The sequence below is a fragment of the Microbulbifer celer genome, from assembly GCF_020991125.1.
In the GTDB taxonomy this organism is placed as follows: Bacteria; Pseudomonadota; Gammaproteobacteria; order Pseudomonadales; family Cellvibrionaceae; genus Microbulbifer; species Microbulbifer celer.
On sequence record NZ_CP087715.1, the window covers coordinates 2,688,262 to 2,713,713 of the forward strand.

21 protein-coding genes are annotated in these 25,452 nt (G+C 57.1%); 16 read left to right on the forward strand and 5 right to left on the reverse strand.

The window, feature by feature from the left end:
* Positions 1–6 precede the first annotated feature (6 nt).
* The 6 genes from rsxB to LPW13_RS11335 all read left to right on the forward strand — a co-directional run bounded on the left by rsxB (position 7) and on the right by LPW13_RS11335 (position 6,518).
* Positions 7–615: an electron transport complex subunit RsxB gene (gene rsxB / locus LPW13_RS11310; protein ID WP_230435478.1), complete on the forward strand. Its 609-nt coding sequence runs from the start codon at positions 7–9 to the stop codon at positions 613–615.
* A complete protein-coding gene (rsxC, locus tag LPW13_RS11315) occupies positions 612–2,831 on the forward strand; it encodes an electron transport complex subunit RsxC (protein WP_230435480.1) in 2,220 nt (739 codons plus the stop codon). Before rsxB ends, rsxC begins: the two co-directional genes overlap by 4 nt.
* Before the next feature lie 38 nt (positions 2,832–2,869).
* Positions 2,870–3,922 (forward strand): electron transport complex subunit RsxD, encoded by a 1,053-nt coding sequence (gene rsxD, locus LPW13_RS11320; RefSeq protein ID WP_230435482.1) that lies wholly within the window; start codon positions 2,870–2,872, stop codon positions 3,920–3,922.
* Complete coding sequence (gene rsxG / locus LPW13_RS11325; RefSeq protein ID WP_230435484.1) at positions 3,922–4,602, forward strand: electron transport complex subunit RsxG; 681 nt, start codon at positions 3,922–3,924, stop codon at positions 4,600–4,602. The genes rsxD and rsxG overlap by 1 nt, the downstream gene beginning before the upstream one ends.
* Complete coding sequence (locus LPW13_RS11330; RefSeq protein ID WP_230439190.1) at positions 4,602–5,315, forward strand: electron transport complex subunit E; 714 nt, start codon at positions 4,602–4,604, stop codon at positions 5,313–5,315. The genes rsxG and LPW13_RS11330 overlap by 1 nt, the downstream gene beginning before the upstream one ends.
* A gap of 480 nt (positions 5,316–5,795) precedes the next feature.
* Complete coding sequence (locus LPW13_RS11335; protein ID WP_230435485.1) at positions 5,796–6,518, forward strand: TetR/AcrR family transcriptional regulator; 723 nt, start codon at positions 5,796–5,798, stop codon at positions 6,516–6,518.
* Positions 6,519–6,762: 244 nt separating this feature from the next.
* Here the strand turns inward: LPW13_RS11335 and LPW13_RS11340 are convergent, their stop codons facing one another.
* The 4 genes from LPW13_RS11340 to LPW13_RS11355 all read right to left on the reverse strand — a co-directional run bounded on the left by LPW13_RS11340 (position 6,763) and on the right by LPW13_RS11355 (position 11,702).
* Entirely contained in the window at positions 6,763–7,887 is a 1,125-nt protein-coding gene (locus tag LPW13_RS11340) for an SO2930 family diheme c-type cytochrome (RefSeq protein WP_230435487.1), read from the reverse strand.
* On the reverse strand, positions 7,880–9,178 hold the full coding sequence (locus tag LPW13_RS11345) for a parallel beta-helix domain-containing protein (RefSeq protein ID WP_230435489.1): 1,299 nt from the start codon (positions 9,176–9,178) through the stop codon (positions 7,880–7,882). Before LPW13_RS11345 ends, LPW13_RS11340 begins: the two co-directional genes overlap by 8 nt.
* A 437-nt stretch (positions 9,179–9,615) precedes the next feature.
* Positions 9,616–10,218: a Yip1 family protein gene (locus LPW13_RS11350; RefSeq protein ID WP_230435491.1), complete on the reverse strand. Its 603-nt coding sequence runs from the start codon at positions 10,216–10,218 to the stop codon at positions 9,616–9,618.
* A gap of 419 nt (positions 10,219–10,637) precedes the next feature.
* On the reverse strand, positions 10,638–11,702 hold the full coding sequence (locus tag LPW13_RS11355; protein ID WP_230435493.1) for a branched-chain amino acid aminotransferase: 1,065 nt from the start codon (positions 11,700–11,702) through the stop codon (positions 10,638–10,640).
* Between the two features lie 703 nt (positions 11,703–12,405).
* Between LPW13_RS11355 and LPW13_RS11360 the strand changes: the two genes are divergently transcribed.
* Positions 12,406–13,701 carry a hypothetical protein gene (locus LPW13_RS11360; RefSeq protein WP_230435495.1) on the forward strand — a complete coding sequence of 432 codons (1,296 nt, stop codon included), beginning with the start codon at positions 12,406–12,408 and terminating at the stop codon, positions 13,699–13,701.
* A 366-nt stretch (positions 13,702–14,067) separates the two neighbouring features.
* On the opposite strand, the gene LPW13_RS11365 is transcribed toward LPW13_RS11360, so the two are convergent.
* Positions 14,068–14,772 (reverse strand): hypothetical protein, encoded by a 705-nt coding sequence (locus LPW13_RS11365; RefSeq protein ID WP_230435497.1) that lies wholly within the window; start codon positions 14,770–14,772, stop codon positions 14,068–14,070.
* Between the two features lie 82 nt (positions 14,773–14,854).
* Here LPW13_RS11365 and LPW13_RS11370 point away from each other — a divergent pair, with 82 nt between their 5' ends.
* The 9 genes from LPW13_RS11370 (at position 14,855) to LPW13_RS11410 (ending at position 25,406) form a co-directional block, all read left to right on the forward strand.
* Entirely contained in the window at positions 14,855–15,313 is a 459-nt protein-coding gene (locus LPW13_RS11370; RefSeq protein ID WP_230435499.1) for a hypothetical protein, read from the forward strand.
* 17 nt (positions 15,314–15,330) lie between these two features.
* Positions 15,331–16,575: a hypothetical protein gene (locus LPW13_RS11375; protein ID WP_230435501.1), complete on the forward strand. Its 1,245-nt coding sequence runs from the start codon at positions 15,331–15,333 to the stop codon at positions 16,573–16,575.
* Between the two features lie 104 nt (positions 16,576–16,679).
* Positions 16,680–18,299, forward strand: a complete 1,620-nt coding sequence (locus LPW13_RS11380) for a hypothetical protein (protein WP_230435503.1) — start codon at positions 16,680–16,682, stop codon at positions 18,297–18,299.
* Positions 18,300–18,636: 337 nt separating this feature from the next.
* The gene (locus LPW13_RS11385; RefSeq protein ID WP_230435504.1) at positions 18,637–20,730 is read left to right on the forward strand and encodes a PEGA domain-containing protein; all 2,094 of its coding nucleotides are present in this window, start codon (positions 18,637–18,639) and stop codon (positions 20,728–20,730) included.
* Positions 20,731–20,770: 40 nt separating this feature from the next.
* Positions 20,771–21,034 (forward strand): hypothetical protein, encoded by a 264-nt coding sequence (locus LPW13_RS11390; protein WP_230435506.1) that lies wholly within the window; start codon positions 20,771–20,773, stop codon positions 21,032–21,034.
* A gap of 136 nt (positions 21,035–21,170) precedes the next feature.
* On the forward strand, positions 21,171–21,965 hold the full coding sequence (locus LPW13_RS11395; protein ID WP_230435508.1) for a MotA/TolQ/ExbB proton channel family protein: 795 nt from the start codon (positions 21,171–21,173) through the stop codon (positions 21,963–21,965).
* A gap of 63 nt (positions 21,966–22,028) precedes the next feature.
* Complete coding sequence (locus LPW13_RS11400) at positions 22,029–23,333, forward strand: FHA domain-containing protein (protein WP_230435510.1); 1,305 nt, start codon at positions 22,029–22,031, stop codon at positions 23,331–23,333.
* Positions 23,323–24,405: a vWA domain-containing protein gene (locus LPW13_RS11405; protein ID WP_230435512.1), complete on the forward strand. Its 1,083-nt coding sequence runs from the start codon at positions 23,323–23,325 to the stop codon at positions 24,403–24,405. The genes LPW13_RS11400 and LPW13_RS11405 overlap by 11 nt, the downstream gene beginning before the upstream one ends.
* Complete coding sequence (locus LPW13_RS11410; protein ID WP_230435514.1) at positions 24,402–25,406, forward strand: VWA domain-containing protein; 1,005 nt, start codon at positions 24,402–24,404, stop codon at positions 25,404–25,406. Before LPW13_RS11405 ends, LPW13_RS11410 begins: the two co-directional genes overlap by 4 nt.
* Positions 25,407–25,452 lie beyond the last annotated feature (46 nt).

Sequence of the window (25,452 nt, forward strand, 5' to 3'; positions counted from 1 at the left end):
ACGGCGATGGAATGGTTGTCTGAAATATCCACTCCGCTGTTGATTCTCGGCGGTATGGCACTGGTGTTCGGCGCCCTGCTGGGCTTTGCCGCCGTGCGCTTCAAGGTGGAAGGAGATCCCATTGTCGATCAGATCGACGAGATCCTGCCCCAGACCCAGTGCGGCCAATGCGGCCACCCGGGCTGCCGCCCCTACGCCGAGGCCATCGCCAATGGCGAGGCGATCAACAAATGCCCACCCGGGGGCCAGGCCACCATCAATGAACTGGCCAACCTGCTGGATGTGGAGGCAGTACCGCTGGATGCGGAGCACGGGGTGGAAGACGTCAAGAAGGTGGCGTTTATCCGCGAGGCAGAGTGCATCGGCTGCACCAAGTGCATCCAGGCCTGCCCGGTGGACGCCATCGTGGGCGCAGCCAAGCAGATGCACACGGTAATTGTGGATGAGTGCACCGGCTGCGATCTGTGCGTGGAGCCCTGCCCGGTGGACTGTATTGACATGGTGCCGCTGGAAACACCACTGCAGGAGTGGCACCCCGAGAAACCAGCCGATGGAATCGATTTGATCGCCAGTGACAGACCCGAGCTGCACACCGACGACAGGAATGCAGCATGAGCCAGGTAGAGCATAGAACCAGCGCCGAGGAACGCCGCGCCGCCCGCGAGGCACACCTGATCGCCAGCGAGAAGGCCCGCGACCTGTCGCGGGAACTCAAGATCAACGATTTCCACGGCGGCGTGCACCCGCCAGAGAACAAGCACCAGTCTACCGGCGAGCCCATCGGCCACATCCCGCTGGCAGAGGATCTGATCGTTCCCCTGAACCAGCATATCGGCGGCACCGCAATTCCGCTGGTAAAGCTGGGAGACAACGTTCTCAAGGGGCAGAAAATAGCCGAGGCCGACGGTCCGGTGAGCTGCCCGGTACACGCGCCCTCTTCCGGCAAAGTGGTGGCTATCGAACCGATGGCCGTGCCCCACCCGTCGGGTATGGCAGCGGACTGCATCCAGATCCGTACCGATGGCCGCGATCAGTGGTATCCGCTGGAGCCGGTGGAAGATTTCCGCCGCGTGGAGATCGATACGCTGTTGGAGAAGATCCGCGATTGCGGTATCGCCGGTATGGGCGGAGCGGGCTTTCCCACCGCGGTGAAACTCGCCCCCCGCGGCGGCGCGGAAATCGACACCCTGATCATCAACGGCACCGAGTGCGAACCGTATATCACCGCCGACGATATGCTGATGCGCGAGCGCGCGGAAGAGATCATCGGTGGAGTGGAAATCCTCGCGCACCTGCTGGACGAACCGGAGCGGGTGCTGATCGGCATCGAGGACAACAAGCCCGAAGCCATCGCGGCGATGAAAAAGGCCGCGGAGGGCACCCGCTTCCATGTGGTGGTGTTCCCCACCAAATACCCGTCCGGCGGTGAAAAACAGCTGATCGAAATTCTCACCGGGCGCGAGGTCCCCAACGAGGGGCTGCCGGCCAATGTGGGTATCGTGTGCCAGAACGTGGGTACGGCGCGTGCGGTATATCGCGCCATTACCCACGGCGAGCCGCTGATCAGCCGCGTGACCACGGTGGTCGGCGAGGCGCTGGCTCACCAGCGCAATATCGAGGTGCCGCTCGGCACGCCCATCCGGCACATCCTCGAACACCACGGTGTGGACCGCAAACAGTTGCAGCGGGTGGTGATTGGCGGTCCGATGATGGGTTACACCATCGACGACGACCGCGCGCCGGTGGTGAAAACCACCAACTGTATTCTTGCGCCCACCGATCAGGAACTGCCGCCGCCACCGCCGGCCCAGGCCTGCATCCGCTGCGGTCTCTGTGCCGAGGTCTGCCCTGCCTCCCTGCTGCCGCAGCAGTTGTACTGGTATGCCCGCGCCGACGATCGGGAAAAACTCCAGGCCTACAACCTGTTCGACTGCATCGAGTGCGGCGCCTGTTCTTACGTGTGCCCCTCCAGCATCCCCCTGGTGCAGTATTACCGTGCCGCCAAGGGCGATATCCGCGAGGCACGGCTGGAAAAGGAAAAGGCCGACCGCGCCCGCGAGCGCTTCGAGTACCGCAAGCTGCGCCTGGAAAAGGCGGAAAAAGAGAAAGAAGCCAAGCGCCTGGCGCGCAAGAAGGCCGCGGAAGAAGCGCGCAAGAAGCGCGAACAGAACGCCAACTCACCGGAAGCCCAGGCCGCCAAGCAGGAATCCGATGTGGTGGCCGCAGCCCTGGCGCGGGTGAAAGCCAAACAGGCCTCCCCGGAGCAACAACTGGCCCGCGCCCAGCGCAGCCTCACCAGTGCCGAGCACCGCGTGGAGCGGATACAGAAAAAACTGGCGGAATCAGACGAAAACCAGCGCGCACAATTGGAAGCACAGCTGAAGACCGCCGAGCTGAAACGCCAGGAAGCCCGCGACAAGCTCAAAGACGCCGAGCAGCAGGCGGCCACCGCGCCGGCCGCGGAATCGACACAGGAATCAGCAAAGGAATCGGCACAGGCGCCCGCCAACAACGACAAGCCTGCAGAGCCGTCTGTCACCGAAGACAAACTGACCGTCGCCGGCGCGTCATCCAGTGCCGCCAACGCTGCGATCGAGAAGGCCAAAGCGGCCGCCGCGGCCCGCGCCAGTATGAGCCCCCAGGAAAAGCTCGCGGCGGAAATCGAAGCGCTGAAAAAGCGCGTGGAAAAAGCCGAGGCGCGGCTGGAAAAAGCCCGCAGCGAGGACGATGCCAATATGGCCGCGTTTGAAACCGCACTGCACAAGATGCAGGACAAACTGCAGGAAAAGCTGGCGGCCCAGCAGAGCCAGTCCGGTAATGCGGATCGATAAGCGGGAAACCTAACAGTGGGAATAACCAGAGAAATACCATGTCCCTGATGCGAGTCACATCCCCCCACGCCCACTCCGGCCAGAGCACCAGCAAGGTGATGCTGCAGGTGGCCGCCGCCACCATTCCGGGGGTACTGGCGCTCGTGGTCTTTTTTGGTCCCGGGGTACTGATCAATATCGCTCTCTGCGCAATTACCGCGCTGGCTTCCGAGGCCGCGGTGATGAAGTTGCGCGGGCGCCCGGTGGGCTTCTACCTCAAGGACTACAGCGCCTTCGTTACCGCCCTGCTGCTGGGGATCGCCATTCCCGCCTACTGCCCGTGGTGGATTCCGGTGATCGGCACGGTCACTGCCATTGTGCTGGCCAAGCAACTCTACGGCGGCATGGGTTACAACCCGTTCAACCCCGCCATGGTGGGCTACGTGGTACTGCTGATCAGCTTCCCGGTGGCCATGACCCGCTGGGTGGGGCCGGCAGAACTGATTTATGGCACGCCGGGACTCGGCGAAACCTTTTCCCTGATCTTCGGCAATATGAATGTGGACGGCTTCACCCGCGCCACACCGCTGGAAATTGTGCGCCACAATGAATCCACCATTCTCGCCCAGCTGTATGAAATGGAGCCGGTGTTCAATAAAGGCACCATCGCCGGGCTGGGGTGGGAGATGGCCAATGTGGGCTTTCTGCTGGGGGGCCTGTTCCTGCTGTTCCGCCGCCTGATCACCTGGCACGGGCCGGTGGCGATGCTGGCCACACTGTCGATTCTTTCCATCCTGTTTTATGACGGCGGCAGCTCCCTGAGTGAGGGCTCACCGTTGCTGCACCTGTTCTCCGGCGCCACCATGCTGGGGGCCTTCTTTATCGTCACCGACCCGGTGAGCGGCTGCACCAGTAACAAGGGCCGTTTGATATTCGGTGCCGGGGTGGGGCTGCTGGTATTCGTGATCCGCGCCTGGGGTGCCTATCCGGATTCGGTCGCCTTCGCGGTATTGCTGATGAACTTTGCCGCGCCCTTTATCGACAACTACACCCTGCCGCGCACCTACGGCCACAAGGCCCCGCGCAAGGCCACCGACCTGGAGGAACAGTAATGCTGAAACGCTCCATCGGCGGCAATGCCGTAGTGCTGACACTGTTTGCCCTGGTGACCGCCGGCACCCTCGCCATTACCCAGATCACCACCCGCGGGCCCATCGAGCGCGCCATTCGCGAGGCGTCGGCCCGGGCACTGCTGGAGATCATTCCAGTGGAGCGCCACAGCAACGATCTGCTGGTGGACACCTACCCCATCCCCAAACCGTACTGGGCGCTGCTGGGGCTCAGTGATGGCGGCGATATCAATCTGGCGCGGGAGCCCGACGGCCAGATCACTGCGGTGATCATCCCCACCGTGGCGCCGGACGGCTATTCCGGTCCTATTCGCATTCTGGTCGGTGTGAATCGCGATGGCACCATCGCCGGGGTGCGAGTGACCAATCACTCCGAAACCCCGGGGCTCGGTGACAAGGTGGACCTGAAAAAAAGTGACTGGGTATTGTCCTTTAATGGCAAATCCCTGCAGGACCCGGGCCGCGATATGTGGAAGGTACAGAAAGACGGCGGCGCCTTTGACCAGTTTACCGGTGCCACCATCACGCCGCGGGCAGTAGTCAATCAGGTACGCAAAGTGCTGGATTTCGTCGATGAACATCACGAAAAGATTTTCTCAGCACCCGTATCCAAGCGCGCAGTTGAAGTGGAACAGGCACCTCAGGATTCGGAGAACAAATGATGGCTACCCCGGATTACAGTGAAATCACCCACAACGGACTGTGGAAAAACAACCCCGCCCTGGTACAACTGCTGGGCCTCTGTCCACTACTGGCGGTCACCGGCTCGGTGGTCAATGCCATCGGCCTCGGGCTCGCCACCACCGCGGTGCTTACCTGCTCCAACCTCGCGGTCTCACTGGTGCGTCGACAGATGCCGGAGACGGTGCGCCTGCCGGCCTCGGTGATGATCATCGCCACCTTCGTGACCTGCGCCGAACTGTTGATGAAGGCATTCACCTACGAGCTGTACCTGGTACTGGGGATTTTTATTCCACTGATCGTGACCAACTGCGCCATTCTCGGACGTGCCGATGCCTTCGCCAGCAAAAATCCGGTGCTCCCCTCTCTTGTGGATGGGTTTATGATGGGGGCCGGCTTTACCGCGGTGCTGATTGTCATCGGCGCGGTGCGGGAGGTCATTGGCCGCGGCACCCTGTTCAGTGATATGGACCTGCTGCTGGGCCCCACCGCTGCCAACTGGACACTGCCGGTGCTGGGGCAGGATTACGCGGGCTTCCTGGTGGCAGTCCTGCCTCCCGGCGCGTTTCTGGTGGCTGGATTACTCATCGCGGGAAAAAATGCCATCGATGAAAGCATAGAGCGTCGACGTCAAGCCGGTGTCACGATCAGTGCGGGTAGCAAGCGGGTCCGCACCACCGGAAAGATTCAGTAGCGACACATCTCCGCCGAATTACACTTTGGACACCGATCACCTCGCAGTTTTCAGAGCCGAACAAAATACAACGTTCAAGCTCCGGAAACTGCGTGGAAAATTATTCAGGATCGCCATATTCATCTGACTAGCTACCATTATTGACCGGCTCGCAGCCACATCCCCTCTGGCCAAAATTTCACTCCCTCAGGCCAAAACTGACCGACCCCGTATACGGTCAACTGACCAATACTCTTTATTTACTCAGGCCAATTTGATGTAAGCCGAATTAATATTCGATTACGACTGGCTGTAATGCAATGTAATGGGATGCCTATCACAATCCCAGATTTCTCGGTAGTCAAAGTGGTACATATCGATAGAATAGGCTCCAGGGTATACAGCTGAGCGATGCCAGATCACATTTACTATCAAAATTATCATGCACCCATAAAGCTAACTGTTCCCTGTTTTTTCAGCACACAATAAGGATTTACCCTCATGACGTTAGACAGTGGAAAGTCTGAACTGGTCTATCACGGGCGTCGTGCTCAACGTGCCGACAGTCGCCAACGTCGCAAAGCCATTCTCGAAGCAACATTACGCCTGATAGTAAAAGATGGGATTCGCGGCATCCGACACCGCGCAGTCGCGAAAGAAGCTTCCGTTCCACTGGCCGCAACCACCTATTATTTCAAGGATCTTGATGATCTGATCAGTGATGCTTTTACTTATTTTGTAGAGCAGAATATTGATCATACCCGACAGCTGCAGGCCGAGAGTTTCAGTGCCGTCAATCAACTGACCCCGGAAGTGATTGCCTCCAGCGAAGGGCGCCGTCAGTTCCTTCAGCAATTGACTCGATTTGTGCTGTCACATATTCGCACCCAGGCCGGCAGCCGGGACAACCGCATCATTGAGCTTGCCTTTCGTAACGAGGCGCTGAGGAATGAGCAACTGACCCGCGCCATCCGTATGGCCAACCGCGCCACAGAAAACCTGATCGTCGAGTTTTTCGAGCTACTGCAGCTTTCCGACCCGCTGGCAGCAGCACAAATCGTCTATGGCACTATTCTCAACCTAGAATACCAGGTATTGAGCGGCGCGGTAGCCATCGACTCGCCGCTACTGGAACGCACGGTAACCATGATGATCAAACGATTGATCCCAGCGCAGTTGGAGCCTGCCGTAAAACCTCTGCAGGTTTCCGCACTGACGGTATGATCCCTATCTGATCCCTACATTGCGTGCGCGCACTCAAACCAGTATGCGCGCACCACCTTTCGACACACGCACTCAATTCCTCCTTCTGCATCGTGAAGCAACGCACCGGGATACGCCGAACAGTATCCGAACCTGGAGTTCAACGCATCCGATTGAAACTACGTAGAGCTTGATGTGGTTTACCCTCGCGTCCATAGCGACATCAGAAAAAGTGCCCGCTTTGCAGCGGGCACTTTCGGGCGCTTCAGGATTTTGAACAGTTACCAGGCATACCTGCAATCCAGTTATGTAGTAATTCGGCCCCTTCTTCGTGTACCAGGCTTCGGCCGAGCTCCGGCATCATCGCACCCGGGTCGGTGGACTCGACGCGGAAATTGATAATGGACTCTTCCGGGTGCCCCGGAACAATGGCAAAGCGCCGATCTCCAGACCCGGTTCCTGCTGCCACCGGCGGCTTGCAGACACCCAGACGACGCAAATCCTGCTCGTCGTGTGCCAGCATCAAGCCCGAGGTATCTGCCGGCCCATTGGGGTTATGGCAGTGGCCGCAGTTGATATCCAGATAGGAACGGGCGCGCTCCGCCAGCGCCACTTCGGTATCTTTGAAGTTCACGTTTTGCGGCACTCCGGACAATTCCGGCAAACCGGAAAGAAAACCGACCTGCTGCCAGTACGATAACTGATTCTCCTTGCCGCTCTGGTAGGTGTACTCCTTGTTGAGGTGCCTAGCGCGGGGGCCGATCGGACGTATCGCTTTCTCAGTATGGTTGTCTGCATGGCAGCCGGCGCACTGATTGAAATCAGGTACAACGTAAGTGAACTCTTCCGCACTGCCATCGGTACTCACCAGCTTCAGGCGCTTGGCATCGCCGGCAATTTCCAGCACCGCATCCGTTTGCTGGTCATTCCACACATACGGTAGAGCCTGCCAGCCATCATCCCGCTTTACCAGAATACGGGTTTCAATCAGTTTCACCCGATCAAGATTCAGCCCTGAGCCGGCAAAATCCCCGCTGTAGTCATCAGTCCGCAGCACCGATCCGTCTTCCGCAAGCGGATAGTAAAAAGTTTTGCTGATGACCGTGCCCACGGGATAGTCAAAGTCATCCTCGCCATAAGCCGCGCTGGTACCTTCTGGCATCCACACGGTACGCAACTTGTGGGCATAATCGGTAAATAGTGCGGTATTTAGATCGTACGGAACCACGCGCTCATTCAGCGTGAGTTTTCCGTCAATCGCTTCGACAACATGCCAGGCACTCAGGTTATCCGGCACTGCCTCTCTCTCGTGTACCGTTACCTGCTCACGGGGTGCATCGCACCCCACCAGCATCAGGGCCAGTACCGCGCCCCACAGCAACTTATGCATCGGCTACCTCATTTTCTGCGGCCGGCTCTTCCTGAGGTTTATCAAAATCCAAGACGATTTTCGGCAACTTCTCGAGGCTGCACTGATGGGCAGAGATGTCGGTAGAAATGTTTTCAAAATCTCCCTGTACATCGACATTGATAATACCCACACCCTCATTTTCGATACAGAGCTTGAGGTTTTCCGGCAGTTCACCATTAACCATCTTGTTCGGGTCCATGGCGCCGTCCCACATGATGTCCGGTAAGCTGCCAGTCAAACCAAACCTGGCAACCTTGAGTGCTTTCAGTTCCAGGTGGTCTGGAGAGTCCCCACCGCCGGCAAACTGATTGTCGTAGATATAGATACCTTCCGGATAAGGATCAAAGTCTTTCTGTGTGGACTTGTCGCTGTAGTAACCCGCCGAGAAGTAGCTACTGACAATTACGTTCGCAGTTTCATTGTCTGCAATCTCATTATTGAAAATTTCAACATTGTCGTTGGAATTGATCACCACACCGGAGCCGGCGGGCACCGCGGCTACCGGGGTGCCTTCATGGCCGAAGTTATCGGTGTTATTCTCAAATACCCTGTTGTTATACACGCGGGTACTGTGCCCCGGTTGTGGCAGGTTCGGCATATTGAAAACCAGGATGCCGCCAGTGTTATTGGTCGCCACATTGCCATAAACGTCGGCACCGATGGTATTTTCAATTTCGATGCCCGCTACGTTGAACTCGGCGCGGTTATTACGCACGATGACATTGCGCGATTGCCCCACGTAGATACCCGCATCGGAAGCGCCGATGGCCACCGTCCCTTCTACCAGGGTGTTTTCGGTCTGTACCGGGTAAATGCCATAGGCGCCGTTTTCCGTGGCGGGTCCGTTGGTCCATTCCACGCGGATATTGCGGATAATGATATTTTTGCCTTCGTTGACCTTCAGCGCATCGCCGATGGTGTCTTCAATCGCCAGCCCTTCGATAGTGAAATCACTGGCATTCACCAGTAAGCCCTCAGCGCCCTGAATCTGGTCTTTGAATGACAGGATGCTCTTGTCCATACCGGCACCGCGGATGGTCACACCATCCACGTTCAGAGACAGGCTGCGGTTGAGCTGGAAGTGTCCTTCAGGGATTTCGATAACGTCACCAGGCTGGGCCTGAATCAGTTGCTTGCGCAACGCTTTCTGGAAATCCACCGCAGTTGCGGCTGCTGTGTTTTCATTGTTTTTCTGGGTCTGGCTGTCCTGAGAACAGGCGGCAGCCAGCGCCGTCAACAGAACTACGCCGATCTTAGCTGTAGTTTTCATGGGGTCTCCCGCTTTTCCGTTATGGTTATTTTCCGTGTCAGTGTGTCAGATAGCCTGGCCGTGTCTGCCCCGTGTACCCAAGACAGCCCCATCCGCCTGAAACAAGCCGCAAGGGACGCCCCTCCACCCTTAACTGGTACGCATGTACCAATTAGAAAGCGCAGATAGTGGCTATAGACAACTGCATCGATAGTATCCAACCCCCTGTAAGCCAGCAATACAGCGAACGGAACTATGTCTCCTTTTAACCAATTCTCCCGATAAGCTGCCGGGAACCTGCTGGTCACAAGCTGAGGGGTATAGGAGGTGAGGGGTACAGGAGGTGAGACGCAGTCAATTGAAACAGGAACCCCCTGGAATACAGGCTAGGAACCTGAACCCCAGGGGCTTGTTGATTGTCTCAGCCGCTGATTTGAATTGGCGGCCGACGGCTTAGCTCAGTGCTGGAAAACCGGCGCGGCTACATAACTCCAGAACAAAACCGTGGAAACCATCACCACGACTGCCATGACCAGACACACGGTGACTACCGCGCTGGCAAACAGGAAGCCCCGCTCTTCAGACACATCCAGCACAATGGGAATTCCCAGGTAGAGCAGATATACCGCGTAGGCGACCGCAATAGTAGCCAGCAGGATATCAAGCCACAGAACAGGATAGAGACCGGCAGCCCCGGCAATGAAAATGGGGGTTGCGGTAAAACCGGCAATCACCATGCCCTTCATTGGGTGGGACTTGGCACCGTAGGTTTTCGCCATCCAGTGGATGAAAAACCCGATCGCAATCACCGCCAAAATCATGGTGAGATAGAACACAGCCACCAGAGAAAGCGCGCTGTTGCTGGTAAGAGTGCGTACCTGCCCACCATTTCCGATGCTCCAGCCAATCTGGGTGGTACCAAAAAACCACGCCAGTGCGGGTAGCGATGCCAGGATGATGACATAAGGGAGCTGACGGTTGAGCCCCTTTTCCGACAACCCGGCAATTTCCTGCCATTGGCTGCGGGGTTTTACCATCAGGCCATAGAGATGATTCAGCATTCCCGTTCTCCTCTCATTCGAGGAACACACACCGGTACGCGGATCGATGTGTGGGATAGCCTTATTACAACGCTCAATTTGATCTGGATACGACTTGTCAAAGTGAGGGATACCGCCAAAGGCTTTTCCCGAAGTTCCAGTATTTATTGTTGCGTGTAGCTGCGGCGAACGGCTCAGTGCCTCAGCGACAACCGGTTGAAAAAACCGGATATTCCAGTTGTAACACCCTGGTCATCCAAGTCAACGCGGGTGTCAAAAATGGCGCCCCGGTGTTTGTGGGCGTTTCCCCTGGAAACAATTACAGGTAGAGAAGTGATACGGAAAAACCCGATTGCCTCGCTGTGAAACCGGCAATCGGACTTTTGGAAGACAGGTACAGCCCGAGCGGCTGTCACCGTGATTGGATGGGGACAATACGCTTACGATTCAGCGGCTTCTACCCGCTGAATCCAACCGAAGCGATCCTCACTGCGCCCCTCCTGAATATCCAGCAAAGCGGCGCGCAGTTTCTCCGCCACAGGTCCCGGCGCAGAATTGAGCTTGTAGTTTCCGTTGTCATCACCCAGCTCGCTGATGGGACTCACAATCGCTGCGGTGCCACAGGCGAATGCTTCAGAACAGGTGCCTGAACGAACCAGCGCCAACAGGTCATCGATATCGATATCCCGCTCGTGCACTTCTATGTCCATTTCGCGGGCCAGCGTCAGCAGAGAATCCCGGGTTACCCCTTCAAGAATGGAGCCATTGAGCGCCGGCGTGTGCAGCACGCCATCCATCACCGCAAAGAAGTTCATTCCGGAAAGTTCATCTACGGTCTGACGATTACTCGGGCTCAACCACAGGGACTGATCGTATCCACGCTCCTTGAGCCGGGCGATACTCTGCAGGCTGGCAGCATAATTGCCACCGACCTTGCTGTCGCCCGTGCCGCCGACCGCGGCCCTGGAGTCCTCCCGTTCGATCCACAGGCGCATATTGCCGGGGTGGTACGCCGCAGATGGACTGGCAATCACATAGAAATCGTATGCACTGCTGGCAGTGACCGAGAGATCGGGCTGAGTGCCGATCAGGAAAGGACGTAGATACAGAGACTCGCCACTGTTGGCTGGAATGAGATTGGCGCAATATGCGGTGACAGTGCGCACCCCCTCCATAAACAGGGATTCCGGCACCGGTGGCATACACAGGCGCTCGGCGGAATGCTGCATGCGCGCGGCGTTGCGCTCCGGGCGAAACAGCGCAGCGCCGGAGCCATTGCGATACGCTTTCAGCCCTTCAAAGCAGCTCTGGGCGTAGTGCAGTACTTTGGCCGCGGGATCCAACATCAGGGGGGCGTATGGCACCAGCTCCCCGCTACTCCAGCAACCGTCCTCATAACGGGCGCGGAACATCACCGGCGCCATGACAGTCCCGAAGCCAAGCCGCTCAGGTAGTTCGAAGCCCCGCAGGTTGGCGATGGCTTCCGGTTGTATTTTTATGCTCACAAGCTCGTCCTCTCTCAGGATTCCCACGGTTTCGGGCCTTGAAACCCACTCAGATGGGGATTATGGCGCTCAATGCCCAAACAACCAAATACTCAAACCATTAAAAACATTTAACACGCAATAAATCACCAATATATACAAAATATTAGGATGCAATACCAAAACAGGCGTAATTGCCCCTCAGACTACGTCTCCCGCCACTACCGCACCCGATGCCGAACCGGAAAAGTGAATGACAGTTACGAGGAAGTTAGCCTCGGTTCTGACTCTTTGTGCGACAGAGTCTCTTCCTCCTTTCTCAACTGGCAATTTTTGGCGTGGCTTTCCTGACCAGAGTCGCCAAACACCCCTCGTAATCTGCACAGCTGCCAGACTGTAAAAACCCCTGAGCAACCGCCTTTGTCAGTGCATTCAACTCCGGCGGCAGAGGCATCGAAAATTCGTTGGCTATACTCAAAATACACGGGCGGCAAAGATCAAAATGCAAGGCAAACCTCTGCCAATCGAGGCACCGGAACCTGCAATCAGCCAAAGCCCGGCATTGAACGACACACAAGCCGGGCAACCGGCAGGACAACGAACGAACCACACTTCAGGGAGAGAAGAGCCGGCAACAGGAATGTTGTGCCGGCACTCGCGCCTGCACTCGACGCACCGCGCCGGGCACAGGACAGACACAACACGAAATGGAAGTGGTTCTATCGTGACACAGACAGATACCAGCAACGCAATTGCTATCGGCTTGATGTTTACAGCCTCAGCTCTGCTGTGTGGCTCTGTATCTGCGGAAGGTATATCCGCAGTGGGTAATGCAGGCATGCCGCCGGATGCCTATATAGAAGCGGCGTCGAAGCCGCTGAAAAAGCCCAGGAGACAACTGCGCCCATCAAAGGCGGCGGATGAGTACCGTGCGCAGATCGAAGAAATGGAGGCGGAGTACGGCGCTTACGGAGCTGGTATCGACGAACAATTGATGGGACTGGGTTCCGCGCTTCAGCGCTCCGGCGCACACGAGGAAGCCATCAGCGAATTTCGTCGCGCCATGCTGATCAACCGGGTAAATGAGGGACTCTACTCCCTGAACCAGGTTCCCATGATCGAGCGCATGATCGAAAGCCAGATTGCGCTCAATCAGTGGGAAGATGCCAACGACAATCAGGAATACCTGTTCTGGCTGCATGCAAAAAATTACGGCGAGAAAGATCCACGTATGCTGCCGATCATCAATCAACTGAGCCACTGGCACTTGCAGGCATACATCGATGAAAAAGGGGCGACACTATTCGAGCACTTGATCGATGCCACCAATCTCTATGCGCTGGCGGTGGATATCATTTCGCATAACTTTGGTGCCAATGACCTGAGGTTAGTCGAAGCACTACGTGGCCTGAAAGCGAGCAGCTACTATCTCGCTACTTACAAGGGTGAGCCCGCGGAAGCAGTGGTCGTCAATACAAGTTTCGGTGGCGGCAATATGGGTAATGAAAGGCGCGCGCAACTCGACCAGTACCGGATGAAGAGTTTCAGCTCCGGAAAAACCGCGATTACCCGCATTATGGATGTGTACCAGAAAAACCCGAAATCTCCACCGGCAGCGTCAGCCAAGGCAAAAGTGGAGCTCGGCGACTGGTACATGATGTTCAACAAATGGCACTCCGCACGCGAGACTTACGGCCAGGCATATCAGGCTCTGTGGGATAACGGCGCGACCAACCAGGAGATCGACGCGATTTTCGGCCGCCCCGCTGCACTGCCGACACTGCCACTATTGGATGAAGATCGCGAAGCACTGGCGAATTCCTATGTGACGGTTTCCTACGACGTCACCGCGTTTGGAAAAGCACGCAATATAAAGATTCTGAATGCGCAGCCATCTAACAAGGTCAGTATCCGCTCGCGGGTGCGCAATGTGCTGAAGCGGGCAAAATTCCGCCCGCGGTTTGAAAATGGCGAACCGGTGGATACCACCGGCATCGTTCAGAGATTCGTGTTCGACTGATGTAGCGAGTCGTTTCCGTGCACAAAAAAACTGGCGCTCAAACATTGACGCCGGATAAACATGACGCGCCGGGAACTGTCGAACTCACACAACGCGTAAAGAGGCCGCCGCGATTTCGCCGCGGCCTCCTGCGCATCAGGAGAAACTCATGATATTACGGAAGATCGCTCAACAGTTCTCACCCCAACCCCCGCAGAAGCCGATGTATCCTGGCAACCGTGCGGGTATGCACTGGTGCACGCTGGTATCCACGCTGGTACTGGCAGCCGTAATCGGTGGCTGCAAAAATCAACAGACTCAACAGCAGCCTCCGGCGAAGCCGTCACAGTCGTCCAGCTCTTCGAGTTCGCCATCACAGTCCCAATCTCAGTCACAGTCGCAATCCCAGTCACAGTCATCTTCGAGCAGCTCGTCTTCAAGCCCATCTACGGCCAGCAGCATGCCGTCGCCGAGCTCTCCCAGTAGTTCCAGTTCGAGCCCGAGTATTTCTACCGCGAGCAGCCCCTCACAGCCGAGCAGCTCGATGCCCAGTGTTGAATCCGGCGACCGCTCCAGTGAGCAGGCGAGCGCATCTTCCAATAGCGGCGAACAATCCAGCAGGCGCTCGCAACGCGCCAGCAGCAGCGCAGACCCCAGCAGCGCAGACCCCAGCAACAACAGCCGCGGCGAATCCTCGCCGGTATATACCGATTCCGACCAGCGCGCCGAAGAATCGCGTATGCCGCCGGACCCGTCCTCCAACAGTGAGGGCGAACCGCCGGATGAAATCGATTTCTCCGAAGAAGAACAAACGGCCAGCGCATCGTCCAGCAGTAGTTCTTCGTCCAGCAGTTCGTCCAGCAGCTCTGCCTCCAGCAGTGCATCATCCAGCAGCGCCTCTTCGAGCAGTAGCAGCGCACCCAGCAGTGCTTCCAGTGCCTCAGCTTCCGGTGCGCCAAGCAGCGCTTCCAGTAGTTCTCCGGCAAGTGGATCTCCTGCAAGCGGCGGCCCTGCCGGCGGACAGCAGTCAGCCAGTGCCTCGAGCGGCAGCCCGGCGGCCGGCGGTACCCCTTCCGAGGGTGGCCCGTCCACCAGCGCTCAGACTGGTGGTGGAGCGCCCCCCGGCGGCGGTAACGGCGCACCTGATGAAGCGCCGGCCAGTTCTGCGGAACGGGTGGCAGAACTGGAAGGACAATTCGAGTCCACGATGGTGAGTTACGACGGCATGATCCTGCGCGAGCGCGACTACGTACGCAACCGTCCCGCTTCCGCCGAAGAAGAAGCCGCGGCTGAAGAGGAAGTGCCACCCGGCGAATCCCTGGAGGATCTGATCAGTGATGCGGAAGCTGAGCTCCCTGCTGCGCCGCCTGCTGGCGGTGGCGAGGGCGGTAGCGGCCCGGAACAAAATAACTCCAGTGGTCAGGCTACCGGCCCCGGTCTCCCCACCAAGGGACGTAAGGGGGAATATAACCACAGCAATACCGCAACGGTGGTGCCGGCAGATATCCCCTCGGGAGATGACGACGATGTAGTCGCCCGTCAGATTCGCGAGGCAGCCATACGCGAGACCGACCCGGAGCTGCAAGAAAGGCTCTGGGAAGAATACCGCAAATATAAAAAATCCCAGAAGTGATAGCGGAGGGTGGCAGTATGTTTACATCAATCTATGGACGCGGGAAAAAATCCGCCGACGTTACACAATCACTCACCAGAAACCTGCGCAGCGGATGCGCGGCACTGTTGTTGGGGGCACTGACACTCGCTGGCTGTACCACTACAGATGTGCGTACCACCGCCTACACCCCACTGACGGTGGAGGACGCCGCCATTCCTGAAGGCCGCTTGCTGGACGTAGGCGTGGTGCAGTTTGATACCGGTCTCGATCAGCTTGAGGATGACGAAGAAGCGCTGGTCTTTCCAGAGTTGCGCCGTGCAGAGTCGCGCTATATCGCCGTCACCCTGGCGGACTCCCTGCAGTCCAGTCAGGGTTGGGGGGCAGTGCGGGTTATTCCCAGCCAGCGCACCAATATCGATGTCACCGTGGCCGGCACCATCATGAAATCTGATGGCGAAACCTTGACTGTTTCGGTAACCGTCACCGACTCCCGCGGCCAGGTCTGGTTTACCAAGGAATACACCGAGCAAGCCTCCCACTACGCCTACGACCGCAAACACCCTACGGAAGGCGACGCCTTTCAGGGGATTTACAACCGTATCTCCAACGATATGCTGATCTACCGTCAGGGGCTTTCAGACCAGTACGTCAGTGAGTTGCGCACGATCTCTGAAATCAAATTCGCAAAAAGCTTTGCGCCGGACGCCTTCGAGCGCTACCTCACACAGAATGAAGAGGGTATTTATCAACTGCGCGCACTACCGGCGGAAAACGACCCCATGCTGCAGCGGGTACGCCGCATTCGCGAACGGGACTACCTGTTTGTCGACACCCTCCAGGGCCACTACGACACTTTTGTAAAAACCATGGAAACGCCGTATCAGGAGTGGCGAGCCATGAGTTACGAAGAAGTCAAACAGATGCGCGAACTCAAGCGCAAAGCGCGCAACAATACCATCATGGGGGTTGCCGCTATTGTAGGGGGGATCGCGGCTGCCGGTGCCGGCGGCGGCGCTGCCAGACAGGCCGGTAACGTTGCCGTGGCTGGTGGCGGTTACCTGGTAAAAAGCGGTTTCGATCGTCGCGCGGAGGCCAAGATGCACATCGAGGCGCTGCAGGAGCTGGGCGACTCCATGCAGGCGGAAGTCGAGCCACGCATCGTGGAACTGGAAGACCGCACCGTTACTCTCTCCGGCTCGGTGGAAAACCAGTATCGCCAGTGGCGCGAGCTGCTAAAAGAAATCTACGAGGCTGAAACCGGTGGTATGCGCGATATCTGATGCCATCCGTATTCAGTCACCAACCAAAAGTCCGTCTGTACACTCGTCTTCCCCCAACAGGGAAAGCCCCGGCGGGCGCACAAAAATGGTAGTGCGGAGAAACCATGCAACACCGCGATAACCCCCCCAACAAAAAAACGGTGCCGGGTAAGAACCCCGCACGCGAGCAAGCGTGTGAGGAGGAGAGTTATATCCAGCCGGCGGAATTCAGCTTTGGTACCGAGTCAACGGAAGATAAAGCCGGCAAGAGTAGAGATCGCACCCGGGCAGCGGCCGGCACGAACGTCCGTGGCCGCAGCCTGCTGCAGATCGCCATTGCCGGCGGGATGATCACAGCCCTGGTGGGTGTTTTCTGGGTTCTGCCAAACATGGTGGAAAAACCGAATATTTCCGTAAAGCGCCCCGCTACAGATACCACTTCTGCGCAGGAGACAAGTGCGCCGAAACTACAGAAGTCGCCTTATTCCGAAGCGGAGATTACCCAGCAGCGGCGCGATGTGCAGAAGGTGCTGCAGGATATCCTGCAGCTGCAGGACGAACTGACCGAACGGCGCGTGGAAGTCTGGGCCGCAGAAGCGTACTTTGCTGCACGCACACTGGCGGAAGAAGCGGACGGTATCTATCGCCAGCGCAAGTTCATGCAAGCCCTGCAGCAATATCGCGAGGCCCTCGATGGCCTGCAGGAAATCCGTGACAGTATTCCAGATCGGATCGAACAGCACCTGAGCGAGGGACACGCGGCACTGGACATCGGTGATGCGGAAGCTGCCCACGAAGCGTTCGACCTGGTACTGACCATTTCCGAAGACCACCCACGGGGAACCAAAGGTAAAGCCCGCGCAGAGAAACTGCCGGAAGTGTGGCCGCTATTTACCGATGGCAAGGTGGCATTTGAGGAAAACACCCTGGATGAGGCGCTGGACCTCCTTCAGGCGGCACTGGCTATCGACTCGGAAACCCGCCCGGCCAAGGAGCTACTCCCCAAAGTAAAGGCAGCAATACTGGAGCGGGATTACGGTGAGGCAATGTCGGCGGGCTACGCCGCAATTGCAGTAGAGAATTTCGAGAAGGCAAAAAAGGACTTTGCCAAAGCCAAGCAGTTGAAACCCAATGCCAGCGATCCAGGCATCGGTATAACCCAAGCCAACAATGGTATTGCGCAGGCCCGTATCGATCGACTGTTTGCCGGTGCCGCGAAGTACGAGCAACAGGAACAGTGGCACGAGGCAGTGAAGAATTACCAGAAGCTGATAGAAATCGACACCAGCCTGGTGCAGGCCATTACCGGCAAAGCCCGTGCCGAAGCGCGAGCAAAACTGGACGACAGGCTGCAAGAGTTACTCGACGATCCACTGACCCTGGGACAGAGCAAGCGCAATCAGTACGCGCGCAAAGTCCTCGCAGATGCCCGAGCACTGAATACAAGCACGCCGCGACTGCAGGGCCAGATTGAACAGCTGGAATCAGCGCTCACCCAATCCCTGATTCCCATTACTGTGAGCTTTCAGTCGGATACCTCGACCAATGTCACCATTTATCACGTCGGTAGGCTGGGGAATTTCTCCGAACGGGAAATCGCCCTCAAACCCGGGCGTTATACCGTCGTTGGTACGCGACAGGGGTACCGGGACGTACGGCAGGAAATTGTCGTGGACCCGTCACAGGAAGCACCGACCGTCACTATTCGTTGCGCCGAAAAGCTGAACAGCGCCAATAGCGGTTGAACCGGCGAACCTCCCTTCTTCTCTCCCGTCCAAGCAGAGCACGATCATCGGTTAGCGTGCTCTGCTTCCCACAACGTTTTTTAATGCTGTGGAAAGTCTGATCAATCATGTCCGATGACCGGATAACCACAACGCATTCACCGAGAACAATGGACCGAAACGCCAACACAGTGTCAGGCAAATCGCACTTTTCCCGCCAAAAAGCCCGACTTGCCGCCAGCTTCTGTGGAAGCGGACTAAGCTGAAATGCGCGGCCCTGTCTCTTGCTCCCCGCACAGGAAGGCAGAGTGAGCGGCAGAAGGAAGATCAATAAATACGCAGTAACAGGACATCATAAATGACAGCCAAGGAAGCGGTACCCGTTCGCACCAGCGAGCCGGAAAGTGATGATGCATCCGTCATTCAGCCGATTGGTTTTACCCCGGCACCGGTGTCTACTGGTGGCCACAAGCTGTTCCTATCTCCCCGAGCAATTATCGTGGCCGCCTGTCTGCTACTGGGCGCCGGTATTCTGGTCTATCTGTTGGTCGCACGTTCCCTGATTATCGAAACCCAACCTGTAGATGCAGACGTTTCTGTTAGTGGGCTCGCGTTGCCTCTGGGCGATGGCCACCTGGTACTCCCCGGAAAGTACAACTATACCGTGAGTGCCACCGGCTACATCTCTCAGAGTGGCGAGGTAAATGTCAGCAGTGACAGTAATAGCCGTCGCGCGGTAAAGCTCGAGCGCCTGCCCGGTCACCTCCAGGTAGTGACTGAACCCAGCAGTGTCCCCGTCCGTATATTGATCAATGGATCCGAAGTAGACAGCCAACAGGGGTTGGCACGGAATATTTCCGCCGGACGCAAACGCATTACCATTGAGTCGGAACGCTACCTTCCCTTCAGCAAAGAAATAGAAATTGAAGGCCTGGACAACACCCAGATTTTCACTGCCAACCTTCGCCCGGCCTGGGCCAATGTGCATATTACCAGCCAGCCCCAGGGGGCAACCGTGACCGTTGAGGGTGAGGTACTTGGTACCACCCCCCTGACCGCAGAGCTGGTGCAAGGGGACAGAACGGTCAGTATCTCACTCCCCGATCACAAACCCGCAGAAGTCATTGTTCCAGTCACGGCAGGTGTCGACCAGACTCTGGAGACTGTAGATCTGAATGCCGCGGATGGCTTGCTTCGCGTGGTCAGCTCTCCAGAAGGGGCCAGCGTTACCGTGAATGGCGAATATCGGGGCCGGACTCCCATGGATCTGGAGCTGTCTTCCAACAAACGTCACGAGCTGCGCTTTTTCAAGGATGGCTACGGATCCGTGAATCGCAGTATCGACGTGGATGCCGGACAACAGCAGCAACTCAACGTCATGCTGAAAGCCGTGTTCGGTAAAGTTGCCATCACCAGTAGTCCAGAGGACGCACAAGTACTCATCGACGGAAAACTGGCAGGCACAGCGGGCCAGACTTTCACCCTCCCTACCCGCAGCCACAAAATTACCGTGCGTAAAGACGGATACGAGGACTATGAAACCACCATCGTACCCAGCGCCAAGCTCGAACAGAGTGTCCGCGCGGTATTGCTCACCGGTGAGCAGGCCCGTTGGAGCAACGTACCCGCGGAAATTACCCACAGCGCCGGGGGAAAAATGTTGCTCATGCGACCCAACGCCCAATTCACCATGGGTTCCTCACGCCGAGAACAAGGTCGCCGCGCCAACGAAGTGATGCGCAAAGTCGCCCTCACCCGTCCGTTCTACATCGGGACAACGGAAGTCACTAATCGTGAGTTCCGCCGTTATAAACGCCAGCACAGCTCCAGCCATACCAATGGCATTAGCCTGGATAACGACGGCCTGCCAGTGGTAAATATCAGCTGGAATGAGGCCGCGCTATTCTGCAATTGGCTCAGTGCACGCGACGGCCTCACGCCGGTATACCGCACCGAGCGTGATCGTATTGTCGGCTTCGACTCCGGGGCCAACGGCTACCGAATGCTCACCGAAGCGGAGTGGGCCTGGGCGGCGCGCTATCATCGCGGCAGCATGCGCAAGTTTCCCTGGGGTGACAACCTGCCGGTAGGAAAAAACTCGGGTAATTACGCCGACAACAGCGCGGCACAGATAGTGCCTGCAGTATTACGTACCTATACCGATCGTTACGCAGCTACCGCGCCGGTTGCCAGCTTTCCCCCCAATCCACTGGGGGTCTTTGACCTCGGTGGCAATGTATCCGAATGGGTTCATGACCTCTATACCATCGGTACCGGACTCTCCCTCAAGACGGAAGAAAACCCTGTCGGCCCGCAAGATGGAGACTACCACGTAATCCGTGGTTCCAGCTGGCGTCATGCGGGACTGACAGAACTGCGCCTTTCCTATCGCGACTACGGCGCAGAGCCGAGAAATGACGTGGGATTCCGCGTGGCGCGTTGGGTTAACTGATCCTTTGAAGTTGTCAACGGATAGAAATCAGGAGCACGCTATGAGAACCACGCCGGCGTACATTGGAGTAGCAACCGTGATACTCACCACCACCCTGCTCCCTGGCGGTTTGCAGGCACAGGTAGAGAGCACAGATCAAAAAGAAAATGTCGAAGAAGTGAAGCCACAGAAAGTTTCTTCCAACGAGACGAAAGACGAACCCGAAGCAAAGATTAAAGCGAAGAGTGCTGAAAGCGCCGACAGTTACGAAGCCACAGAAGAGATCTCCGAAGATCTTTCAGTTTCTTACCCTGTCGATATTTAAGTTCGATCAGCAAGCGTGTGACCAGCCGTCACTGTAAATCCAGACAACGTAGTGCAAACAGCCTATCACCAGATTATGTAGGACCCGGACCGCGCAAAAGGCATAGCATGCGGCCCCAGAACACACGGAAATGCCCATGAAATTCAAGTCGTCAGATTTTGTCTTCCAGATTTTTGCGCTACTTGGCGCGATCATTCTGGTACACGCCATTTACGTGGCCATCATCCGCCCCAATGCGGACGCATTGATCGAAGAACAGATGGCGCGGGAAGAAGCCGGCGAAACCTATATACAGAAACGCTCAATCTACATTGTTATGCGTGACTATGAGCAGGAAGCCTGTTTCGTTCTTATGCTATGGGCCATGGCCATCATGGCGCTCAAGGCCCGCCGCAGCATGCGCGAACGCAAACTTCTGGACCAGGCGTTGCTGAATGTCAGCGAGGGCACACCAATCCTGCCGGAAGACGCTCGGGATCTTTCCAGGCCCATTCAAGCCCTGCCCGAAGAAGAGCGAAACTTCCTGTTACCACGCGCCCTGCTCACCGCGCTGCAGCGATTCGGATCCACCCGCAACGTAGCCGCGGTATCGAACTCAGTAAAAGAAGTCTGCGAAACTGAAGGCGACCGACTGGATAGTGAACTGGCCATGGTGCGCTACATCACTTGGGCCATTCCCTCCATCGGGTTTATCGGCACTGTACGCGGTATCGGTGAAGCATTGGCCCAGGCCCACCGCGCCGTGGAAGGTGATATCGCCGGTGTCACGGTCAGCCTGGGTGTGGCTTTCAATTCCACCTTTATCGCGTTGGTGATCAGTATCGTCATCATGTTTTTCACCCATCAGTTACAGCTGATGCAGGAGCGACTGGTACTGGATACGCAGAATTACTGTGACAACAAATTGCTGCGCTTCCTGAAAGTGAGCTGACGCTACCACTGAGCCGTTATCTCGGTACCACAAACAGGGGCCCGGCAGGAAAAGGAAATCCTAATGAGTGAAGGTGTACTGGAAATTAACGATTGCGGACTGCGTGTTTTCGATGGCACCAATGAAGTGCTGGAAAGCCCTGGGGTCGCCATTATCAACAGTCGCGAAATTGTCACTGGCACCGCCGCCTTGATGCGTGCACGCAGCCATCCCACCGAGGTAAACCATCAATTCTGGCGGCGCCTCAGCCTGGAGTCCGTCAAATCTGACAACCCCGGCTGCCGCCACCACGCCGATCTCGCATTCTGTCACTTGAAAGCAGTGGGCGACCTGTGCGACCTACCCAATGAAGTTGCCCTCGCGGTGCCCGGCAATTTCACCCGTGAACAGCTGGCACTGCTGCTTGGCGTAGTCAAGGAAAGCCCAATCAACGTCGTCGCCCTCATCGACAGTGCCACCGCCTGCCTTGCCAGCTGCGCCCCCCGGGGCGTTCATCTGCATGTGGAACTGCACCGCCACCAGACCCTGGTCAGCCGCATTGATGTTTACGAGCAGGCAGAGCTGGATATTGCAGAAACCGTCAACGAGGCCGGCCTGCAACACTTTCAAGATGCCTGGGCACGGGTTTTCACCGACGCCTTCATTATGCAATGTCGCTTCGACCCCTTCCATTCTGCAGAAGCGGAGCAGCAACTCTACGACCAGCTGCCACAGTGGATTGCACGGGCAATGCGCCAGGGCGAAGTCATGGCTGAGCTGGATGACCGCACCGCCAAAGTCAGCCTGCGCCAACTACAGGACGCCAGCACGCCCATCCTCTCCCGCGTAAGGGCAATGATTGAGAACCTGTCCGATCCCAACAGCGTTGTGTTTGTTTCCCATCGCTGGGCAGAGATTCCCGGCGGTGCCCAGCTTGCTGAACGCATACACCTGCTGCCTCACAATGCTGTGGCACAGGCGGCAGAACAGCGTTGGCAGGAAATCCACAGCGATAGCGGCCCGCTACGCCTGATCAATGCCATCAGCGCCGCGCCCGCGACCGAGGTAGCCGTGCAGGTGAATGCCGCCGCAGAAGCTGCCGCCACGCACCTGCTCTATGGACATCGTGCACTGGCCGCACAACAGCCACTGTTCGTCAGCTGGCAGGAAGGCAAGTTGAGTGTCACGCCCACGCCGCCCAGCCACCCTGCCGCCACCATCACTAACCACTCGGGCCGCCTGGCGCTGCGTGTGGATGCGGGTGCGGAGCTGATGTTGAATGGAGAGCAGATTTCCACGCCGATCAATCTCACTGCCGGTGACCGTATTGGTGTGGCGGATATTGAAGACGTAATCACAGCGATCAGCGTGGAGCACTATGGCGCGTAGAAAAAGGCGTTTCACCGCCTCCAGCCTGTCGTTTCTGGACATCATGTCCTGCGGGTTCGGCGCCGTTGCACTGATCTTTCTGATCATCAAACACGGCTCCGATCACCAGGTCGATGCGCCGGACCAGGACCTGTCTGCAGAGGTCAACCTGTTGCAGGAAGAAGTGCAATTCGGACGTGAGCATCTGGTTCAGGCACGTAATACTCTCGACACCACCAGCGACGAGCTGGTGAAAACCCAGGGATTGGCGCGGCGGATCATCGAACAGATTGAAGAAGTCAAAGGCAATCTGGCAGAAGTAGACAGCACCACTGAGGAAGAAGACATCCAGCGGCTGCAGGAAAAGCTGAAGAAGCTGGAACAGGCGAAGAATAAACTGGAAGAAGAAAACAAAAAGCTGGGGGACAACGTTCGCAAGCACGTCGGTGAAGGCGATCGTCAGTACCTCACCGGTTTGCGCCTCGGCGGCGATCGTATCCTCATTCTGCTGGACTCATCCGCCAGCATGCTCGGCGATGAGCTGATTAAGGTCATCCGCGCACGAAATATGTCGTCTTCTGTAAAGCGCAATACAGAAAAATGGCGTCGAGCCAAACAGACCGTATCGTGGCTGGTATCCCAGTTTCCACAGGAAAGCCAGTACCAGATCTACACTTTCAATACCGGGTTTCGCGCCGCGATTGTCGGCACCGAAGACCGCTGGCTGAACGTGGATGACCGCGATCAGCTGGACAAGGCCATCGCCGAACTGGATGAGATTGTGCCCGAAAACGGCACCAGCCTGGAACGCGCGTTCCACGCCATCAGTGGAATGTCACCGCTGCCGGACAACATTATTCTGATCACCGATGGGCTACCCACCCAGGGCATGAAGAAGCCCCGCGGCAACACGATTTCGGGTAAAGATCGCCTGAAACTCTTCCGCACTGCGGTCGACATTCTGCCCAAAAGCGTACCGATCAACGTGATTCTGGCACCCATGGAAGGCGACCCGCATGCCGCCAGCGAATACTGGAAGCTGGCGATGGAAACCCAGGGTTCTTTCCTCGCACCGTCAAAGGACTGGCCATGAGTAACAGACGCAACAAGCGACAACAGGAAGAGTTCAGTATTTCTTTCCTCGATGTCATCTGCTGTGGTTTTGGCGCTATCGTGCTGTTGTTGATGATCGCCAAGACAGTGGAACCCATCGTGCTTGAGGAATCAGAGGTGGACCTCGATGGCCAGGTGCAGGCGCTGCAGGAACAGCTGGCGGAAATCCGCGGTGAAACCACCGTGCTGAACCGGGACCTGAACGCCAAGCGCGAGCAGATCGATATTGAGACCCGCCGCATCGCCAAACTGAAGGGCGAACTGGAAGCCCTGCAAACCCGCTTCGCCCGCAAGACCGAAGGTGAGACCGAGGCAGGTAAGCTGAAAGGGGAGCTAACCGTCGCACTGCAATCGATGACTGATGAAATGCGCCGACTACTGGGGGAAAACTACCAGCGAAAGAATAACGTGATCGGTGGTATTCCCGTCGATAGTGAATACATTCTGTTCATCATCGACACTTCCGGCAGTATGTTTAATTACGGCTGGGATCGCATGTTGCAGGAAATGGTCAACACCCTGAACCTGTACCCCAACGTCAAAGGTATCCAGGTGATGAATGACATGGGGGATTACATGTTCTCCAACTATCGCAACCGCTGGATTCCGGACACCCCCGGACGCCGCAAAGCAGTACTGGACCGGCTGCGTGCCTGGAATCCGTTCAGCAATTCGAGTCCAGTTGAGGGTATTCAGAAGGCGGTGCGTACCTTCTACGATCCCAAGAAGAAAATCAGCATCTATGTGCTGGGCGATGAATTTACCGGCAAATCAATCCGCAATGTCATGCTCGCGGTTGATCGGGTCAACGCCCAGCGTGGTGAGGATCATCGTATGGTGCGCATTCACGCCATCGGATTCCCGATCCAGTTCTCCAGGCCATTGCACCTGCAGACCACCGGCCTGCGCTTCGCCGCCCTGATGCGGGAATTGACCTACCGAAACGGCGGCACTTTTGTCGGATTGAATGATTTCAGGTAGCCGTGACAACCGATTCAAACACAGCCCCACTAGAGGGCGGGAGCTT

Coding starts and splice junctions, on each gene's coding strand:
- rsxB (WP_230435478.1), top strand. CDS start 7: ATGGAATGGTTGTCTGAAATATCCACTCCGCTGTTGATTCTCGGCGGT.
- rsxC (WP_230435480.1), top strand. CDS start 612: ATGAGCCAGGTAGAGCATAGAACCAGCGCCGAGGAACGCCGCGCCGCC.
- rsxD (WP_230435482.1), top strand. CDS start 2,870: ATGTCCCTGATGCGAGTCACATCCCCCCACGCCCACTCCGGCCAGAGC.
- rsxG (WP_230435484.1), top strand. CDS start 3,922: ATGCTGAAACGCTCCATCGGCGGCAATGCCGTAGTGCTGACACTGTTT.
- LPW13_RS11330 (WP_230439190.1), top strand. CDS start 4,602: ATGGCTACCCCGGATTACAGTGAAATCACCCACAACGGACTGTGGAAA.
- LPW13_RS11335 (WP_230435485.1), top strand. CDS start 5,796: ATGACGTTAGACAGTGGAAAGTCTGAACTGGTCTATCACGGGCGTCGT.
- LPW13_RS11340 (WP_230435487.1), bottom strand. CDS start 7,887: ATGCATAAGTTGCTGTGGGGCGCGGTACTGGCCCTGATGCTGGTGGGG.
- LPW13_RS11345 (WP_230435489.1), bottom strand. CDS start 9,178: ATGAAAACTACAGCTAAGATCGGCGTAGTTCTGTTGACGGCGCTGGCT.
- LPW13_RS11350 (WP_230435491.1), bottom strand. CDS start 10,218: ATGCTGAATCATCTCTATGGCCTGATGGTAAAACCCCGCAGCCAATGG.
- LPW13_RS11375 (WP_230435501.1), top strand. CDS start 15,331: ATGTTTACATCAATCTATGGACGCGGGAAAAAATCCGCCGACGTTACA.
- LPW13_RS11380 (WP_230435503.1), top strand. CDS start 16,680: ATGCAACACCGCGATAACCCCCCCAACAAAAAAACGGTGCCGGGTAAG.
- LPW13_RS11385 (WP_230435504.1), top strand. CDS start 18,637: ATGACAGCCAAGGAAGCGGTACCCGTTCGCACCAGCGAGCCGGAAAGT.
- LPW13_RS11390 (WP_230435506.1), top strand. CDS start 20,771: ATGAGAACCACGCCGGCGTACATTGGAGTAGCAACCGTGATACTCACC.
- LPW13_RS11395 (WP_230435508.1), top strand. CDS start 21,171: ATGAAATTCAAGTCGTCAGATTTTGTCTTCCAGATTTTTGCGCTACTT.
- LPW13_RS11400 (WP_230435510.1), top strand. CDS start 22,029: ATGAGTGAAGGTGTACTGGAAATTAACGATTGCGGACTGCGTGTTTTC.
- LPW13_RS11405 (WP_230435512.1), top strand. CDS start 23,323: ATGGCGCGTAGAAAAAGGCGTTTCACCGCCTCCAGCCTGTCGTTTCTG.
- LPW13_RS11410 (WP_230435514.1), top strand. CDS start 24,402: ATGAGTAACAGACGCAACAAGCGACAACAGGAAGAGTTCAGTATTTCT.